The sequence below is a fragment of the Ensifer sp. Root127 genome (genome assembly GCF_001425225.1).
GTDB classification, from domain to species: Bacteria; Pseudomonadota; Alphaproteobacteria; order Rhizobiales; family Rhizobiaceae; genus Ensifer; species Ensifer canadensis.
In genome coordinates this window covers 639,828-658,400 of sequence record NZ_LMDX01000023.1, presented here as the reverse complement: position 1 = coordinate 658,400, position 18,573 = coordinate 639,828, and the positions used below count along the sequence as shown (strand labels likewise).

Below are 18,573 nucleotides of genomic sequence, written 5' to 3'. Positions count from 1 at the left end.
AGCCCGGTCGAGCCGGGCTTTTTTCATTCCTGCAGATCGTATTTGGCCCAGATTGCCTTGGGCCCCAGCTTCGCAACCAGCGCGGCATGAGCCTCCTCATCCGCTTCGGACAATCGGTTCGGCAAAGGCCTTGGGCGCTGCGCAATGACGATCGGCGCATCGTCGTGTGCGACGGTTTGTCCCGCGACCTTGTTGCTCGACACCAGACCCAAGGCGGCCTGACGACCGCCGAGCATCTCGATATAGACTTCTGCAAGAAGCTCGGAGTCGAGAAGGGCGCCGTGCTTGGCGCGATGAGAATTGTCGATGCCGTAACGACGGCAAAGCGCATCGAGCGAGTTCGGGCCCATCGGGTGCTTCCGGCGAGCAAGCGCTAGCGTATCCGTCACCCGTTCGCCGGCAATGACCGGCAACCCGATGCGACCGAATTCGGCATTAATGAAGCCCATGTCGAAGGTGGCATTGTGCGCCACCCAGCGGGCATCGCCGAAGAAGTCGAGGATCTGCTGGGCAACATCGGCAAAAGGCGGCTTGTCCTTCAGGAAATCATCGGTGATGCCGTGAATGGCAAGCGCATCCGGATGAACCTTGCGATTGCCGGGATTGACGAAGATATGCAGCGTACGGCCGGTCGGAAACTGGTTTTCCAACTCGACGCCACCGATTTCGATCACCCTGTCCTCGCGATTGTCGAGGCCGGTCGTTTCCGTATCGAAAATGATCTCACGCATCGGGCGCTCCATTCGTGGTGAGGTCATCGACGATCGCCCTCACCTGTTGGCGTGTGTTGTCGAAGCTGTCGCTGGTATCGATGATATAGTCGGCGCGTTCACGCTTCTGACTGTCCGGCACCTGACGCGCCAGGATCATAGCAAATTTCTCTTCAGTCATGCCGGGGCGTTTCATCGCTCGCTCTCTTTGAATCTCGGGCGCGCAGCTAACCACGACCACTTTATCGACCCGCGCCTCGGCGCCCGTCTCGAACAACAACGGAATATCGAGCACGACGAAGGGCACCTCAGCCGCAGCATTCCTGTCGAGGAACTCGCGTTCTTTCTGGCGAACGAGCGGATGCACGATGTTTTCGAGTTCGCGTAGCCTTTCCGGTGTTGCCAACAACTGGCGGGACAGTTCGGCGCGATCGATCGCCCCGTCCCTGACTGTTCCCGGAAAGGCGGCTTCGACCAGTGCGACGGCTTCGCCGCGATAAAGCGCGTGCACCACTTCATCGGCGTCGTTGACCGGCACCCCGAACTCGCGGAACATCTGCGCCGTTGTCGACTTGCCCATTGCCATCGATCCGGTCAATCCGACAATCATCATGCGTGCGTCCCCATATCATCGATGACGAGTTGCCGGAGGTTAGCGTCGACCACGGGCCGGCGGCCGAACCAGAGCTCGAAACCAGGCGCAGCCTGGTGCAGCAGCATGCCAAGTCCATCGACGATGGCGTAGCCCTGCTCCTCCGCCTGGCGAAGCAAAGGCGTCTTCAACGGGACATAGACGATATCGGTGACCACCGCACCCCTGGCCATGACGGTGAAATCGATCTGCGGTGCATCCTGTCCATCCATGCCGAGAGACGTGGTGTTGATGAAGAGGCCAGCGCCGGTCATCACCTCGTTCAATGCCTCCATCGGATGCGCATGCACGGCCGACCCGAAACGGTCGGACAACTCCTGAGCCCTCGCCACCGTGCGATTGACGACATGGATGGTGCTAATGCCCCGGTCGCGCACGGCCTGGATGACGGCGCGGCTGGCGCCACCGGCACCGAGCACAACCGCGGTCGAACATTGGTCCCAGCCGGCCGCCCGTTCGTCAAGATTGGCAACGAACCCTTGGCCATCGGTGTTGGTGGCATGGACTTCGCCGGCCTCGAGCCAAAGCGTATTGGCGGCGCCGAGTTCCAGACAGAGATCGTCAGGGCGATCTGCCAACCGATGGGCGACTTCCTTGTGCGGGATGGTGACGTTGCCGCCGCAAAAACCTGATGTGCCTTGCTTCAGCTCTGCGATGAAGGCCGAGAAATCGGCCGGCTTCACCTCGTGCGCGCGGTAGCTGCCGTCTATCCCGAGCTGTTTCAGCCAATAGCCGTGGATCAATGGCGACCTGGAATGCTTGATCGGATAACCGGTGACGAAGGCGTGGTTAACAAATGTTTCACGTGAATCACGCATCGATCGTTCCCAATTCCCGAAGTTTTGCGAGCAGCGGCAGCATCGGAAGACCGAGGATGGTGAAATAGTCACCATCGATCTTGTCGAACAGCTGGATGCCCTCACCCTCCAGCTGGTAGGCGCCGACACTGGACAGGGCCTTGCTGCCGACACGCTGCAGATGGCGATCGACGAATTCCGGCGTCAGTGTGCGCACTGACATATTTGCGGACGAGACATGGCGCCAAAGGATCTCATCGCCGCGCAAGAGGACAATCGCGCTGTTCAGGCGATGGGTCTTGCCGGAGAGCGACAACAGATGCTGTCCGGCTTCGACCATGTCCTTCGGTTTGTGATAGACACGCTGGCCGAGCGACATGGTCTGGTCGGAACCGATCACCAATGCCTCGGGAAAATGCCGGGCGACATCCCTCGCCTTGGCTTCGGCCAGCCTCATCGCGACATCTTCAGGAACTGCACCTTCTTCCTCAAGTGGTTTTTCAAGCGCCCGCTCGTCGATCTCGGCGGCGCGTGCGGTAAACACCAAGCCGGCATTTTCCAGAAGCGCGCGACGGAACGGGCTTGCTGAAGCCAGAACGAGTGAAGGTGTCATCATCGAAGTTCCCGAATTGTTCGGATTCGCTCTATCGCAGCCGCGGACGCAGGGCAACAATTGCGGCGGCGGTTTCCTCGATCGAGCGGCGGGTGACGTCGATGAGCGGCCAGTTGTTGCGCGCGCAAAGCGCGCGGGCATATTTCAGCTCCTCGGCGATCGCTGCCCTATCGGTATATTGATCGCCGTGAAAGCCTTGCGTGGTGCCAAGCACCCGATGCTGACGAACTTGGGAAATGCGGTCGGCGGTCGCAATCAGGCCGACGACCAGTGGCTTGGTTGCCGCCATCAGCCGATCGGGAAGCGGCACGCCCGGGACGATCGGAATATTGGCCGTCTTTATGCCGCGGTTGGCGAGGTAGATGGATGTCGGCGTCTTCGATGTTCGGCTGATGCCGATTAACACCACATCGGCATCATCGAAATCGGCCGGCAGCTGACCATCATCATGGTCCATGGTGAAATTCAACGCATCGATCCGCGCGAAGTAATCGGCATCCATCACGTGCTGCGCGCCGGAACGGCGTCGCGACGGTGAGCCGAGATAGGACTGAAACAGTTCGATGATCGGATCGAGCACGGAGACGCACGGCACGCCCATCTCGCGACAGCGCTGATCAATGATATCAGCCAGCTCGCGATCGACGATCGTATAAAGCACGATGCCGGGGGCGCCATCGATCGCATCGAGAACCTGCAGCAACTGCCGGCGATTCCTGATCAGCGGATAGACATGCTCGAGCGCATGCGACGCCTGGAATTGCGCCGCTGCCGCCCGCCCCGCAGCGATCAAGGTCTCCCCCGTCGAATCGGAGATCAGATGCAGGTGGAAGTAGTTTTTCTTGTTCTCCACGCAATTCTCCGGGTGCTGTTGATAAACCGGGATAAAAGAGGCTACCGGCGCCGCGACGGCCGAGGCAAGGGGAAAACTGCCGACTTATTCACAATTGGTGCGACGCCGAAGAAAGCTTCGCGGGGGATGTGGACAAGACTCACAGCAATGACAAAGTGTCACGCGTTTCGACTCATTGTCCACAGCAAATCGCTTTCTCTCAAAGACGGCAATCCTCTGATTCAAATCGGATTTTTGCACTTATCCACGAAATGCATTCATGACCGCTGCTCTGCTTCCCACTCGGATTAATCCGATCGGGTGGCCGTGGATGAACTGTGGCCATCTTTTAATCCTTGATACCCACCGACTCTAAGAAATAGAAAGAGTCTAAATATCTTTGTTTATATATTAGGAGAGACCATCCGTGGCCGAGACACGAAGGAAAGTTCTGGAGGTTTTGGAGGGGAAGACGGTCAGTCCTCCTCCCGTCTGGCTCATGCGCCAGGCCGGCCGGTACCTTCCCGAATATCGAGCAACGCGTGCCGTCGCCGGAAGTTTCCTCGATCTCTGTTACACGCCTGATCTCGCTGTCGAAGTGACGCTTCAACCGATCCGTCGTTATGCTTTTGACGCAGCCATTCTTTTTTCCGACATCCTCGTCATCCCGGACGCGCTGAAGCGCAACGTTCGCTTTGAGGAAGGCCATGGTCCGAGAATGGATCCGATCGACGTTGATGGCATCGATGCTCTGAAGGCTGACGGTATCTCCAATCACCTGAAACCGGTCTTCGAAACGGTATCGCGTTTGCGTGGGGAACTTCCGGCGGAGACGACGCTGCTCGGATTTTGCGGTGCGCCCTGGACCGTTGCGACCTACATGATCGCTGGTCAGGGAACACCGGATCAGGCCCCTGCCCGGCTGTTCGCTTACCAGAACCCGGAAGCCTTCGAACGGCTTTTGACGTTCCTGGCCGATGTGTCGGCGGACTATCTGGTCGAGCAGATCGATGCCGGCGCCGATGCGGTACAGATTTTCGACTCCTGGGCTGGCGTTCTGGGCGAAGAGGAATTCGAACGATTTGCCGTCAAGCCGGTCGCGCGAATCATCGCTTCGGTGCGGACGCGACGTCCGCAGGCCAAGATCATTGCCTTTGCCAAGGGCGCAGGGCTTCTCCTGAAGCATTATCGCCAGAAGACGGGTGCCGATGCCATCGGGCTCGATTGGACCGTCCCACTGTCCTTTGCTGTCGATTTGCAGAAGGACGGACCGGTGCAGGGTAACCTTGATCCGATGCGGGTCGTTTCCGGCGGTGCCGCCCTCGAGCAGGGCATAGATCGTATTCTCGATGCGCTCGGCAACGGACCGCTCATTTTCAACCTCGGTCACGGGATTACGCCGCAGGCCGATCCGGAGAACGTCTCGGCGCTGGTGTCGCGCGTTCGCGGAGCACGCTGATGGATGAACGCCAGAGGGATCGCGGTCCAGGCAACAGGGCGCGGGTCAGAGCAATGATTGCGCTTGGCGGTTTTGCCGCGTCGCTCATCGGGCTTTTCGTCTGGCAGCCCGACAGCCTCTATCTCTGGATCAAGGCGCTACACGTGATTGCGGTGATGTCGTGGATGGCAGCGCTGCTCTACATGCCGCGCCTGTTCATCTACCACACCGACGCAGCACCCGGTTCCGAACAGTCCGAAACCTTCAAAATGATGGAACAGCGGTTGCTGACGGTCATCATGAACCCGGCGATGATGATCTCCTGGGTGCTCGGGCTTTACCTCGCCTGGAGCGTCTACGACTTCCAGGGCGGCTGGCTTCACGCCAAGCTGCTATTCGTGGTGATGCTGACCGTCGTGCACATGCGCTTCAGCCGGGCGGTTCGGGCGTTCCAGCGGGACGAAAATCGCCGCACGGCACGCTACTGGCGGTTGATGAACGAAGCCCCGACGCTGCTGATGATCCTGATCGTCATCATGGTCGTGGTGAAGCCGTTTTGAATTTTAACGATTGCTAATTGTAATAGTTCTCGCTAATTTTCGTCAGCCCCTTGCGGCGTTTCACGTGAATCGCTATTTTCTCCCATCTCCTCTTCATGGCTTGTGACAAAGACCAGAGCCTGCCCCTCCTGCCGCAGCTCCCTTCAGAAAACACGCCGTCTTTCCATTCCCAGACGAAACATGGATCCTTCATGGCTGAAATGAAGCTACAAGAACTTAAGAACAAGACGCCGACCGATCTTCTGGCCTTTGCCGAAGAGCTCGAGGTGGAAAATGCGAGCACCATGCGCAAGCAGGAGCTGATGTTCGCAATCCTCAAGATGCTCGCCTCCCAGGATATCGAAATCATCGGTGAAGGCGTCGTCGAGGTTCTGCAGGACGGATTCGGCTTTCTGCGCTCTGCCAATGCCAACTACCTTCCCGGCCCGGACGATATCTACATCTCCCCCTCCCAGATCCGCCGCTTCTCGCTGAAGACCGGCGACACGGTCGAGGGACCGATCCGCGGACCGAAGGAAGGCGAACGCTACTTCGCGCTGCTGAAAGTCAACACCATCAATTTCGACGATCCCGAAAAGATCCGTCACAAGGTTCACTTCGACAACCTGACGCCGCTCTATCCAAACGAGCGCTTCAAGATGGAACTCGATATCCCGACGTCGAAGGACCTTTCTGCTCGGGTGATCGACCTGGTCGCGCCGCTCGGCAAGGGCCAGCGCGGTCTGATCGTCGCTCCGCCGCGCACCGGTAAGACCGTTCTCCTGCAGAACATCGCCCACTCGATCACCGCAAACCATCCGGAATGTTACCTGATCGTTCTGTTGATCGACGAACGGCCGGAAGAAGTCACCGACATGCAGCGCTCCGTGAAGGGCGAAGTGGTTTCCTCTACCTTTGACGAGCCGGCGACGCGCCACGTGCAAGTCGCCGAAATGGTGATCGAAAAGGCAAAGCGCCTGGTCGAGCACGGCCGCGACGTCGTGATCCTGCTCGATTCCATCACCCGCCTCGGTCGCGCCTATAACACCGTTGTTCCTTCATCCGGCAAGGTTCTGACCGGTGGTGTCGACGCCAACGCCCTGCAGCGCCCGAAGCGCTTCTTTGGTGCCGCCCGCAACATCGAAGAAGGTGGTTCGCTGACCATCATCGCCACGGCGCTGATCGATACCGGCAGCCGCATGGACGAAGTCATCTTCGAAGAGTTCAAGGGTACCGGCAACTCGGAAATCGTGCTCGACCGCAAGGTCGCCGACAAGCGCATCTTCCCGGCGATGGACATTCTCAAGTCCGGCACGCGTAAGGAAGACCTGCTGGTTCCACGCCAGGATCTGCAGAAGATCTTCGTTCTTCGCCGGATTCTGGCCCCGATGGGTACCACCGACGCGATCGAGTTCCTCATCGACAAGCTGAAGCAGACAAAGAACAACGGCGACTTCTTCGACTCGATGAACACCTGATACGGCCGAACGCCGATATCGTGATTGAGACCGGGCAGGTGATCTTGCCCGGTCTCTTTATTTCCAGCGATCACGTTGATTAGCCGGATTCAACGATGGACCGGCTTCCTCGGCGAGCCTTTCGATTCGCTATCGCAATGATCTTGGATCCCCTCATCCGGTGTCGCCTTCTGTCAGTTCAGTGATTCACGTGAAACACATTCGGGCGATCCCGCGGCTAAGGCTTGATCTTCTCCCGACTATTCGGCATAAGCTCGCAACCGCTCGACACCTCTGTGAACGCCGGGAACGCCGACTAACGCGTTTCATTCAGCTATCGATATGAGGCCGCCTCACCCGCCGGAACTTGTTTCCGGCGCAGGCGTGCGTAGAGCAGGAACTCTCTTTGGATCTCAGGTGACACGATGCCATCGGTGGATACGATATACGCGCTTTCCAGCGGGGCGTTGCCAGCCGGCGTAGCGGTGATCAGGATAAGCGGACCAGAAACAAACGCTGTCCTGAAGTCATTGTGTGGTGCCGTCCCTGAGCCGCGTTTGGCGTCACTGAAATCGATTCGCTCTCGCAACGGTTTCATGATCGATAGCGGCCTGATCATCTACTTCCGCGGCCCGGCCTCGTTTACAGGGGAAGACTGTGCCGAGTTGCACGTGCATGGCAGCCGTGCCGTTGTTCAAATGCTGCTGCATGAGTTGTCTGGCTTTGCGGGGCTGCGCCACGCTGAGGCCGGCGAGTTTTCACGGCGAGCCTTCCATAACGGCAAGATGGATCTTGTCGAGATTGAGGGCTTGTCGGATCTGATCGCTGCGGAGACCGAGATGCAGCGTCGTCTGGCGCTGGAGCATTCCGCCGGCGGCCAGTCTAAGGTCTATGACGATTGGGCCAAGCGTCTGACCCATGCGCGCGCGATGATCGAGGCGGAGCTCGATTTCGCCGATGAGGAGGACGTGCCGGGCTCGGTCAGTGACCGGATCTGGAAAGATATGGAATTGCTGCGTCGCGAGATCGACGCGCACATTGCCCAGGCGCCGATTGGCGAAATCATCCGGGATGGCCTGAAGATCGTCATTGCCGGCGAACCCAACGCCGGCAAGTCCAGCCTGCTCAATGCCTTGGCAAAACGTGATATCGCGATCGTGACAGAGATAGCCGGAACGACGCGCGATGTGCTTTCCGTCGACCTTTCATTAGCCGGATTCTCCGTCAAGTTGTTCGATACTGCCGGGCTGCGCGAGACCGACGAGACGGTGGAGCGTGAAGGTATTCGCCGCGCTCGCGATGTAATTGCAAACGCCGACCTTGTGCTGCTTCTTTCCGAAAACACAGAAGGTTTTAACACCCTTGACGACCTCGCTCTTACGGCTGTGCCGGTCTTGCGGGTCGCAACCAAGATCGACCGAGCCGGCAGCGATACCATTCCGGGCGCCGAGGTTTCGATTTCGACCACAACGGGTGCGGGGATGGACCAGCTCTTGAACGTCATATCGGGCTATCTACCTGATTTGTCTGGGGTTACCGCCCTCTCTATCCCCTCCAGACGCAGGCATGTTGACGCCTTGCGCCAAGCCAGCATTGCGCTTGCGGAAAGTTTGCGCCTGAACCAAGACGGCCTGGATATACGCGCTGAGCTGCTTCGTGTCGCAGGGGATGCAATCGGACGCATCACCGGGCGTGTGGATGTTGAAAACCTGTTGGATGTGATATTTTCCGAATTCTGTATCGGTAAATGATGTTCGACTAAAACAATACAACGCTAGCGAGTCATGCGAAGTGTTTCACGTGAAACGATTCGAATCCGGAACGCGTTTGATCGGAGATGATAAAAATGGTCCATTTTGACGTTATCGTCATTGGTGGAGGTCATGCCGGCTGCGAGGCTGCGGCGGCGGCCGCGCGCCTCGGTGCACGCACCGCTCTGATTACCCATAAGGCGTCGACCATTGGCGTGATGTCGTGCAACCCGGCGATTGGGGGTCTAGGCAAAGGCCACCTCGTGCGTGAGATCGATGCGCTTGATGGCTTGATGGGTCGCATCGCCGATGCGGCTGGAATTCAGTTTCGCCTGCTCAATCGGCGCAAGGGGCCGGCTGTTCGTGGCCCACGTACCCAAGCCGACCGGCGACTCTATCGCGAAGCCATGCAGCGAGAGATTGACGCCATTGAAAACCTGACCGTGATCGAAGGTGATGCTTTCGACCTTCTTGAACAGGACAGCAAGATTGCCGGCGTGGTGATGAAGGATGGCAGATCCTTTGCTGCGGCGGCGGTGGTGCTGACGACCGGGACCTTTCTAAAGGGACTGATCCATATCGGCGACCAGAAGATACCGGCGGGTCGTATTGGCGAAGAGCCGTCGCTTGGCCTCTCCGCCACCTTGGCGCGCTACGGCCTTCGTTTGGGACGGTTGAAGACGGGGACGCCAGCACGCCTGGACGGCAAGACTATTGATTGGGATCGCGTCGGACGCCAGGGGCCTGACGAAGATCCGGTGCCCTTCTCCTTCATGACCGATCGGATCGTCAACCGACAGATCGACTGCGGTGTGACCCGAACCACCGAAGCCACGCATAAGATCATTGCCGACAATATCGGCAAGTCGGCGATGTATTCCGGTCAGATCGAAGGTGTCGGTCCGCGCTACTGCCCCTCGATCGAGGATAAGATCGTTCGCTTTGGCGAACGGGACGGTCACCAGATCTTCCTTGAACCGGAAGGCCTGGACGATGATACCGTCTATCCCAACGGCATTTCGACATCCTTGCCGGCAAACGTTCAAGCCGCGTTTATTCGCACAATCCCCGGCCTTGAGAGTGTCGTGATCCTCCAGCCGGGTTACGCGATCGAATACGATCACGTCGATCCGCGTGAGCTTGATGCGACGCTGGCGGTGCGCAAGATGCCGGGCTTGTTCCTCGCCGGCCAGATCAATGGCACCACGGGCTATGAAGAGGCCGGGGCACAAGGCCTGGTCGCCGGCTTGAATGCTGCCAAGGCAGCGACGGCGCGCGAAGCCGTCATCTTCAGCCGCACCGATTCCTATATCGGCGTGATGGTCGACGACCTGACCTCTCGGGGTATTACCGAACCCTATCGCATGTTCACGTCACGCGCCGAATACCGATTGTCCCTGCGTGCCGACAATGCAGACGTGCGCCTGACACCGAAGGCAATCGAAATCGGTTGCGTGTCTGAAGCGCGGCAGGCGCGCTTTGTCGAATGGAAGGCGCAGTTTGACAGCGGTCGGGCATTGCTCAAGCAATTGTCGGTGACGCCGGCAGAAGGCAACCGTCATGGACTCAAACTGAACCAGGATGGCCAGCGGCGAACGGCGTTCGAAATCCTATCCTATCCTGACCAGAGTGTTGGTGCCTTGCTGATCCTGTGGCCCGAGTTGAAAGACATTCCGTCCGCGGTGGTGGAGGCACTCGAAATCGATGCTGCCTATGCCGTCTATATGGACCGCCAGGCATCGGACATTGCTGGCATCCGCCGCGAAGAGGATTTAGCGATTCCAAGCGATTTTGACTTTTCGGCATTAGCTGGTCTATCGAATGAGCTGAAGCAGAAGTTGACGCTGCAGGCGCCGCGGAATCTGGCCCAGGCGCTGAAGGTCGATGGGATGACCCCGGCCGCGGCCTCGTTGATCTTGGCTTGGTTGAAACGAATGAGTCGTTCCGCGGAACGGGAAGAAAAGGTAAGTGCGCAATGAAAACGAGTCCCTTCGCTGGCTTGAACGGACTGCGTGTTTCACGTGAAACGAAGGAACGACTAGAGCACTTCGCAGCGCTGTTTCAGAAATGGGCGAAGTTCATCAATCTGATTGCTCCGTCGACGCTCGACGACCTGTGGCGGCGGCATATCGTCGATAGTCTACAATTGGCGCAACTTGCGCCGGGTCCGAAGACCTGGGTCGATCTCGGTAGCGGTGGTGGATTTCCCGGAGTGATTACCGCCATCTACCTCCAGGAATTTTCCGACGGCTGGGTACATTTGATCGAGAGCAACAACAAGAAAGCCGCTTTCCTGCGCGTTGCGTTGACGGAGACCGGTGCGCGCGGATCCGTTCATCCGATTCGAATCGAAGATGCCAGCTCTGTCGCACCAAAATGCGATGCGATTTCCGCCCGTGCGCTGGCGGATCTGAGCCTACTGCTCGATTATTCATCGCCTTGGCTGACGGCCGAAGGTGGCAAAACGGTCGCCTACTTCCACAAAGGGCGGGATTACCAGCGTGAGATCGACAAAGCCGTTGGCCGCTATGCGTTTGATCTGGTAAAACACCCAAGCATCGTTGAGCCAGATTCTGTTGTGCTCGAGATCGCAAATCTTTCGCGAAGAACTCAGTGATTGGCGAGCGGAAACATGTTTGGCGCAAAAAATCGGATCATCACGATAGCGAACCAGAAGGGGGGCGTCGGCAAAACGACGACGGCGATCAATCTGGCAACGGCATTGGCCGCCATCGGCGAAAAGGTTCTGATCGTTGATCTGGACCCGCAGGGCAATGCCAGCACCGGCCTCGGCATTCAGCGCCGCGATCGCCATCTCTCCTCCTATGAATTGATGGTTGGATCGCACTCGATAGGTGAGATCGTCCAGCAGACAGTTGTGCCGAATCTGGCTATCGTGCCCTCGACGATGGATCTGCTCGGCGTCGAAATGGAAATCTCCAGGGAGGTCGATCGCGCCTTTCGTCTTCGCAAGGCCTTGGAGAGCCCCGAGGCATTGGAGTATTCATACGTTCTCGTCGACTGCCCGCCATCGTTCAATCTGCTGACGATGAACGCTATGGCTGCCGCACATTCGGTACTGGTGCCGCTTCAGTGCGAATTCTTCGCGCTGGAGGGTTTGAGCCAGTTGCTGGAGACGGTTGACCAAGTGCGCCAAACGGTCAACCCGAACCTGGACATCCAGGGTATCGTGTTGACGATGTTCGATTCTCGCAACAATCTGGCACAGCAGGTGGTGAGCGATGTCCGCACCCATCTTGGGGATAAGGTCTACCACACGCTCATTCCGCGGAATGTGCGTGTATCGGAAGCACCGTCCTATGGTAAGCCGGCCATCCTTTACGATCTGAAATGCGCAGGCAGCCAAGCCTACCTTCAACTCGCATCGGAAGTAATCCAGCGCGAGCGGCAGCGCAAAGCCGCATAATTGTTTCGGTACCGGAATTTAAATCGGGTGACACTATGAACGACGACAGCTCGAAGAGAAGGCTTGGCCGGGGACTGGCTGCATTGATCGGCGAGATGGATCAGCCGATACAGGCCGGCGCCTCCCCTGCTCCGGTTAACCCCGATCGGAAAGTGCCGATCGAGTTCGTATCGCGCAACCCGCGAAACCCGCGTCGACAGTTCGACGAAGGTGAACTGCAGGACCTCGCCAGTTCCATTCGGCAGCACGGCATCGTCCAGCCGGTCGTCGCTCGCACGATCGGCACTGACCGTTACGAGATCATCGCCGGGGAACGCCGCTGGCGTGCAGCGCAGCTCGCCGGCTTTACCGAAATTCCGGTTATCATCCGCGACGTTGACGATCGCACGGCGCTCGAAATCGCGATCGTCGAGAACGTGCAGCGGTCCGACCTTAACCCGCTCGACGAAGCGCTTGGCTACGAGCAGCTGATTGCCGAACACGGCTACACCCAGAACGATCTCGGCGAGATCATCGGCAAGAGCCGCAGCCATGTCGCCAACAGCCTGCGGCTTTTGAAGCTGCCCGAGCCGGTGCGGGACATGTTGTCAGAAGGAAGCCTGTCGGCAGGCCATGCGCGCGCGCTGATCCCGACGTCGGATCCGGCAACGCTCGCCCGCAACATCGTCGCAAAGGGTCTCTCCGTTCGCGACGCTGAGCGGCTGGCGCAGAACGATATTCGCGCCCAGAACGATCCCCACTACGCCAAGGCCGCACGTCGTGACGAGAAGGACGCCGATACGTTGGCGCTGGAGCGGACACTGTCCGACAGCCTCGGGCTTGAAGTCACCGTCAGTCACAAGGCTTCAGGCGGGCACCTCAGGATTTCCTACAAGACGCTTGATCAGCTTGAAGAGATCTGCCGCCTGCTCGAGCGCCGCTAGAGTGTTTTCGATTTAAACCGAACTACAGAAACGCTCTATCTCTTTGTTTTTACGCATTTCCTGACGGAAAACCGCTTCGCACCTTTCCTGGAAAGGCTTTAAGCGCGCTTCCAATTGCCCGATAGGCTGATTTGAGCCTGCTTTTGCGGGCTCTCAGCGTCTGGCTGACTGCACGGCAATCGCCAACAGGTTCTGCAGCACCATGCTCTCCTCGAGGCTCTGGCGCGTGCGGCTCTGATAGATCGTATTTTGAAGCCGTGTCAGTTCGCGGCGGATCGCCGGCGAAGACCAATGTCTGAGGGCTGCTTCGATGATGGGCTTGCGACGAAAATGCAGGTGCCGGCCCATGGTGGCGATAACCTGGCCGGCCTGCTGGCGGCTGGCATCCATTTCGGCGCGCATCAGATCGAGCTGCTGAAACTGCCTGAGGCACCCCTGCAAAACGAGGAAGGCGGGCGTTTTTGACGTGGTTATCTTCTGCATCGCATGCAATAGACCGTCAAGGTCACCCTTCAGGACCGCATCGACAGCATCATCAACGGAAATGGCGCTGGCATCGCCGACAATGTCGGTCACATCCGATTCGTCGACGGTGCTCTTGCCACGGCAATAGAGTGCAAGCTTGCGTACTTCGTTGCGCGATGCCAGGCGGTCGCCGCCAAGCGCTTCCATCAGCCGTTCACGTGCCGCCGGAGTAATGCCGAGTTTTTCTTCGCCCAATTCCTTGTCGATCAACGCCTGCAGGCTGCGGGCGTCGTCGCTGTAGCAGGCGATAGTCGCGATCGAACGTGCCGTCTCGGCCACCTTGCGCAGCGCCGATCCCTTCTTGAGATCACCCGCTTCGACGACAACATAGCTACCGGTCGGCGGTTCGCCGGCCAAAATCTGCAGACCATCGACCAACGCCTTCTCGTTGGCGGCTCCGCGGACCCAGATGAGCCTTTCGCCACCGAAGAGGCCGATCGAATTGACCTCGTCGAGCAACCGGCCGGGGCTCTGTTGCAGATCCCCGGCATCGAGCTTGGTGATGGAAAATGGGTCGTCGAGCGCAACGCCGCTGCGCGACGCGATCGCCTCTGCCCGCTCCGAAACCAGCCCGCGGTCTGGTCCGTAGAGGACAAAGAGGCGATAAAGTGCCGCTGACTTCTGTAGGAAAGAGTCGAATTCGTGCGACTTGACTTCGCTCATTCCGTCACCGCCTAGAGCGTTTCCAGTTTAGACTGACTCCCAGAAACGCTCTATCCCTTTGTTTCAACGCAATTCCTGCCGGAAAACCGCTTCGCACTTTTCCTGGAAATGCTCTATCGGCTGAGGGCCGCGGCGATATCGGCCCGGATCAGCTCTGCCAGTTCCCTTGCAGCGCGGTTCTCGCCATCGCGGACGGCGCGGACCTTGGCAAACTCCTGGACGGGAAAGTCGACAAGCGCGACGGCCGTGCGGTTGCCTGACTTGATGGTTTCGCCCGTGCCGGCCCTGGACAGGTTATAGTCCGCTTTCACGACGATACGCCCTGCGGCTGCCCGGTCCCGTGCCTGATCAAAGAGCGTGCCCATGACGCGGGTCGTGACGTTCAGCGCCAGATGATATTGCGGGTTCGCCGGTTCTCCCTGGCCGCCGGCGGCCAGGAAGATCAATGCGTTGCGCACCTCCTGCTCAACACGGTCATCCGCATCGGAGATTTCGATCGACGCAAGCGCTGCCGATGTGCCGACCGCATCGGAATAAAGTGGCCTGACCTGGCAGCCGGCGAGCGCGGTCAACATAAGAACACCAGCCAGCATCGGGAGCGACCGGATGCTGGAGCCAGCTCTATCAGACAACGACATTGACGATCCTCTGAGGCACGACGATGATTTTCTTGGGGCTGCTGCCGTTGAGAACGGACTTGACGGCATCGAGAGCGAGAACGGCATTCTCGATCGCAGTCTGATCTGCATCGCGCGCGATTGTCAAATCCGCGCGCTTCTTGCCGTTGATCTGGACCGGCAGCGTGACTTCATTCTCAACGACGAGCGCCGCATCAAACTTCGGCCAGCCGCTTTCGGCGATCAGGCCCTTGCCGCCGATCGCCTGCCAGCATTCCTCGGCCAGGTGCGGCATCATTGGGGCGATCAGGTTGACCAGGATCGATGTTGCTTCCTTTGCAGCCGCTGCCAGCGCCGCATCGGCCTTGCCGGCAGCAACCTGGGTCAAGGGGGCCGCAATCACGTTCACGAGCTCATAGATACGTGCCACGGCCTTGTTGAAGGCCAGCTTGTCGTAATCGGCTTCAACCGCGCGCAGCGTCCTGTGGGCCGCCTGTGAGAGAACGAGTCCGCTGCCTTCATGGGCTGGCGCCGCCTCGACTGTGCGAAGTGTTTCCGCCGCCTCGCCGATCAGGCGCCAGACGCGCTGAACGAAGCGATGGGCGCCTTCGACGCCAGACTCTGACCAGATGACGTCACGGTCGGGCGGCGAGTCGGACAGAACGAAGAAGCGTGCGGTATCGGCGCCGTAGGAGGCGATGATATCGTCAGGATCAACGACGTTCTTCTTCGACTTCGACATCTTCTCGATCGAGCCGATGGTGATGTCTTCGCCGGTCTCGAGCAGAACGGCGCGGCGCTGTCCGTCGACCTCGTCGATGCGGATTTCCGCCGGCGTGATCCATTCGCGCTGGGCGCCTTCGCCGCGGCTGTAGGTCTCGTGCACCACCATGCCCTGGGTGAACAGGCCCTTGAACGGTTCGTCCAGGGCAACATGGCCGGTCGCCTTCATCGCGCGGGTGAAGAAGCGCGAATAGAGCAGATGTAGGATCGCGTGTTCGATACCGCCGATATACTGGTCGACGGGCAGCCAGTGGTTGGCCGTCTTCGGATCGGTCGGGTCGTCCTCCCAAGGAGCCGTGAAGCGCGTGAAGTACCAGGACGAATCGACGAAGGTGTCCATCGTGTCGGTCTCGCGACGGGCGTCCTTGCCGCAATGCGGGCAGGCCACGTGCCGCCAGGTCGGATGGCGGTCGAGCGGGTTGCCCGGCTTGTCGAAGGTGACGTCCGGCGGCAGGATGACGGGCAGGTCGGCCTTGGGAACGGGAATGACGCCGCAGTCATCGCAATGGATGACCGGGATCGGGCAGCCCCAATAGCGCTGGCGGGAAATACCCCAGTCGCGCAGGCGGAAATTGACCTTGCGTTCGGCGCGCGGCGCGCCGGCCAACACGCACTTTTCCAGCTTCGATGCCACGGTTTCGAACGCGTCTTCCGTCGACAGGCCGTCGAGAAAACGCGAATTGATCATCACGCCGTCGCCGATATAGGCCTCGTCACCGATCGCGAAGCTTTCGGCATCGGCATCCCTCGGCATGACGACCGGAACGACTGGAAGCCCATACTTGCGGGCGAAGTCGAGGTCGCGCTGGTCGCCGGACGGGCAGCCGAAGATCGCGCCCGTGCCGTAGTCCATGAGGACGAAGTTGGCGACGTAGACCGGCAGCTCCCAGCTTTCGTCGAGTGGATGCCTGGCGCGGATGCCGGTGTCCATGCCCTTCTTTTCAGCGGTCTCGAGCGCTGCAAGTGAGGTCCCGGCGCGCCGGCACTCCTCGCAGAAGGCCTCGATTGCCGGATCCTTTGCCGCTGCCTGCCTGGCAAGCGGGTGATCGGCGGAAATCGCCAGGAAGGAGGCGCCGAACAGCGTGTCCGGACGGGTAGTGTAAACGGTCAGTTCCGTGGTGTCGGCGGCGGCGGTGCCTTCGACGATCTGCCAGCGAATGGACAGGCCCTCGGAGCGGCCGATCCAGTTCTTCTGCATCAGGCGTACTTTTTCCGGCCACTGGTCCAGCGTGTCCAGAGCGTCCAGCAGTTCCTGGCTGAAGTCGGTGATGCGGAAGAACCACTGCGTCAGCTCGCGCTGCTCGACGAGCGCGCCGGAACGCCAACCGCGGCCGTCAATGACCTGCTCGTTGGCGAGAACGGTATTGTCGACCGGGTCCCAGTTGACCTTGGACTGCTTGCGGTAAACCAGGCCCTTCTCGAGAAAATCGATAAACAGGTGCTGTTGGCGCTGGTAGTATTCAGGGTCGCAGGTCGCGAATTCGCGGTTCCAGTCAAGCGACAGTCCCATGACCTTCAGCTGCGCCTTCATCGAGGCGATGTTCTGATAGGTCCAGCTGGCCGGATGCACGCCGCGCTCCATGGCGGCGTTTTCCGCCGGCATGCCGAAGGCATCCCAACCCATGGGGTGAAGCACGTTGAAGCCCCGGGCGCGCTTGTAGCGGGCGACGACGTCGCCCATCGTGTAGTTGCGCACGTGGCCCATGTGGATGCGCCCGGACGGATAGGGGAACATCTCGAGCACGTAATATTTTTCGCGCGGATCATCGTTCTCGGTCTTGAAGACCTCGCCGTTTTCCCATTCCTGCTGCCAACGCGGCTCGGCATCACGCGGATTATATCGTTCGGTAGACATGTCTTTTAGGTGTTCCGGAAGTTCTGCGGGGCAAGGGAGCGCCCTCATGATAGTTGGGGTGACCTTCATCATGAAACCGCTTGGTGGTCAAGTTTTCGAAGGGTTTGGCGCGACACTTTGGCGGATTTGGGCCGGCTCGAGCGGCGATGGCCTTGGCAAGGCGCGCAAGTTTGCCTAATCCGCTAGTTATCGCCCGGAAGGTCGTTATGTCGGAGAATATATCCATGGAAGTTCAAGAGCGGTTACAGGATGTCGTGAGCCGGATTCACACGGCGGAAAGGGCGGCAAAGCGCCCAAAGAATGCCGTCAGCCTCGTTGCCGTTTCCAAGACATTCGACGCTGACGCGATCCGTCCGGTGATCGAGGCCGGCCAACGCGTGTTCGGCGAAAACCGCGTGCAGGAAGCACAGGGCAAATGGCCGCTGCTGAAGGGCGAAAGCCCCGATCTGGCGCTGCATCTGATCGGGCCGCTGCAGTCCAACAAGGCGGCAGAAGCCGTTGCCCTGTTTGATGTCATCGAGACCGTCGATCGCGAGAAAATTGCCCGGGCGATCTCGGCGGAAATGAAGCGCCAGGACAGGACGCTTCGTCTCTATGTCCAGGTCAACACCGGTCTGGAACCGCAGAAGGCCGGAATTGCGCCTGCAGAAACCATCGCGTTCGTGACCTTCTGCCGCGAGGAACTGGATATGGTTATCGAGGGTCTGATGTGCATTCCGCCTGTCGACGAGAACCCCGGTCCGCATTTTGCGCTGTTGGCGAAACTAGCCGGCGCGTGCATGCTCGACAGGCTGTCGATGGGCATGTCCGGAGATTTCGAAACGGCGGTCCAGTTCGGCGCGACCAGCGTGCGCGTCGGTTCGGCAATTTTCGGATCACGCTGACGGCCAAAACGTCGCATTACGCTTTCGTCGGGGTTCACCTTCGTTCTCATTAGCCTATCCTTGTGCACGAGGAGGCCGGGCATCGCCCGGCATGCATTGGGAGGAGA

17 protein-coding genes are annotated in these 18,573 nt (G+C 59.3%); 9 read left to right on the top strand and 8 right to left on the bottom strand.

Features of this window, described 5'->3' with window-relative positions:
* Nucleotides 1-23 precede the first annotated feature (23 nt).
* From dnaQ to ASD03_RS25140, 5 genes are read right to left on the bottom strand one after another with little or no spacing between them, the layout of a single operon-like run.
* Nucleotides 24-731 (bottom strand): DNA polymerase III subunit epsilon, encoded by a 708-nt coding sequence (gene dnaQ, locus ASD03_RS25160; protein WP_025425307.1) that lies wholly within the window; start codon nucleotides 729-731, stop codon nucleotides 24-26.
* A complete protein-coding gene (coaE, locus tag ASD03_RS25155) occupies nucleotides 724-1,323 on the bottom strand; it encodes a dephospho-CoA kinase (protein ID WP_025425306.1) in 600 nt (199 codons plus the stop codon). Before coaE ends, dnaQ begins: the two co-directional genes overlap by 8 nt.
* On the bottom strand, nucleotides 1,320-2,180 hold the full coding sequence (locus ASD03_RS25150; protein WP_025425305.1) for a shikimate dehydrogenase: 861 nt from the start codon (nucleotides 2,178-2,180) through the stop codon (nucleotides 1,320-1,322). Before ASD03_RS25150 ends, coaE begins: the two co-directional genes overlap by 4 nt.
* A complete protein-coding gene (locus tag ASD03_RS25145; protein WP_025425304.1) occupies nucleotides 2,173-2,772 on the bottom strand; it encodes a Maf-like protein in 600 nt (199 codons plus the stop codon). The genes ASD03_RS25150 and ASD03_RS25145 overlap by 8 nt, the downstream gene beginning before the upstream one ends.
* 31 nt (nucleotides 2,773-2,803) lie before the next feature.
* The gene (locus ASD03_RS25140) at nucleotides 2,804-3,625 is read right to left on the bottom strand and encodes a pyruvate, water dikinase regulatory protein (RefSeq protein WP_025425303.1); all 822 of its coding nucleotides are present in this window, start codon (nucleotides 3,623-3,625) and stop codon (nucleotides 2,804-2,806) included.
* Between the two features lie 406 nt (nucleotides 3,626-4,031).
* On the opposite strand from ASD03_RS25140, the gene hemE reads away from it, so the two are divergent.
* From hemE to ASD03_RS25100, 8 genes are all read left to right on the top strand, one after another.
* On the top strand, nucleotides 4,032-5,063 hold the full coding sequence (hemE, locus tag ASD03_RS25135) for a uroporphyrinogen decarboxylase (protein WP_025425302.1): 1,032 nt from the start codon (nucleotides 4,032-4,034) through the stop codon (nucleotides 5,061-5,063).
* On the top strand, nucleotides 5,060-5,602 hold the full coding sequence (gene hemJ / locus ASD03_RS25130; protein WP_107028047.1) for a protoporphyrinogen oxidase HemJ: 543 nt from the start codon (nucleotides 5,060-5,062) through the stop codon (nucleotides 5,600-5,602). Before hemE ends, hemJ begins: the two co-directional genes overlap by 4 nt.
* A gap of 191 nt (nucleotides 5,603-5,793) precedes the next feature.
* Nucleotides 5,794-7,059: a transcription termination factor Rho gene (rho, locus tag ASD03_RS25125; protein ID WP_025425300.1), complete on the top strand. Its 1,266-nt coding sequence runs from the start codon at nucleotides 5,794-5,796 to the stop codon at nucleotides 7,057-7,059.
* Nucleotides 7,060-7,463: 404 nt separating this feature from the next.
* On the top strand, nucleotides 7,464-8,789 hold the full coding sequence (mnmE, locus tag ASD03_RS25120; RefSeq protein ID WP_025425299.1) for a tRNA uridine-5-carboxymethylaminomethyl(34) synthesis GTPase MnmE: 1,326 nt from the start codon (nucleotides 7,464-7,466) through the stop codon (nucleotides 8,787-8,789).
* Nucleotides 8,790-8,884: 95 nt separating this feature from the next.
* Complete coding sequence (gene mnmG, locus ASD03_RS25115) at nucleotides 8,885-10,768, top strand: tRNA uridine-5-carboxymethylaminomethyl(34) synthesis enzyme MnmG (protein ID WP_057217164.1); 1,884 nt, start codon at nucleotides 8,885-8,887, stop codon at nucleotides 10,766-10,768.
* Nucleotides 10,765-11,406, top strand: coding sequence for a 16S rRNA (guanine(527)-N(7))-methyltransferase RsmG (rsmG, locus tag ASD03_RS25110; protein ID WP_025425297.1), 642 nt, complete (start codon nucleotides 10,765-10,767; stop codon nucleotides 11,404-11,406). Before mnmG ends, rsmG begins: the two co-directional genes overlap by 4 nt.
* 15 nt (nucleotides 11,407-11,421) lie before the next feature.
* Nucleotides 11,422-12,216 (top strand): ParA family protein, encoded by a 795-nt coding sequence (locus ASD03_RS25105; protein ID WP_025425296.1) that lies wholly within the window; start codon nucleotides 11,422-11,424, stop codon nucleotides 12,214-12,216.
* 35 nt (nucleotides 12,217-12,251) lie between these two features.
* Nucleotides 12,252-13,139, top strand: coding sequence for a ParB/RepB/Spo0J family partition protein (locus ASD03_RS25100; protein WP_025425295.1), 888 nt, complete (start codon nucleotides 12,252-12,254; stop codon nucleotides 13,137-13,139).
* A 153-nt stretch (nucleotides 13,140-13,292) separates the two neighbouring features.
* Here ASD03_RS25100 and holA read toward each other — a convergent pair whose 3' ends face one another.
* From holA to leuS, 3 genes are all read right to left on the bottom strand, one after another.
* Nucleotides 13,293-14,327 (bottom strand): DNA polymerase III subunit delta, encoded by a 1,035-nt coding sequence (holA, locus tag ASD03_RS25095; RefSeq protein ID WP_025425294.1) that lies wholly within the window; start codon nucleotides 14,325-14,327, stop codon nucleotides 13,293-13,295.
* 113 nt (nucleotides 14,328-14,440) lie between these two features.
* Nucleotides 14,441-14,965: an LPS assembly lipoprotein LptE gene (gene lptE / locus ASD03_RS25090; protein ID WP_025425293.1), complete on the bottom strand. Its 525-nt coding sequence runs from the start codon at nucleotides 14,963-14,965 to the stop codon at nucleotides 14,441-14,443.
* A complete protein-coding gene (gene leuS, locus ASD03_RS25085) occupies nucleotides 14,952-17,582 on the bottom strand; it encodes a leucine--tRNA ligase (RefSeq protein WP_025425292.1) in 2,631 nt (876 codons plus the stop codon). Before leuS ends, lptE begins: the two co-directional genes overlap by 14 nt.
* Before the next feature lie 224 nt (nucleotides 17,583-17,806).
* Between leuS and ASD03_RS25080 the strand changes: the two genes are divergently transcribed.
* Nucleotides 17,807-18,466: a YggS family pyridoxal phosphate-dependent enzyme gene (locus tag ASD03_RS25080; RefSeq protein WP_025425291.1), complete on the top strand. Its 660-nt coding sequence runs from the start codon at nucleotides 17,807-17,809 to the stop codon at nucleotides 18,464-18,466.
* Nucleotides 18,467-18,573 lie beyond the last annotated feature (107 nt).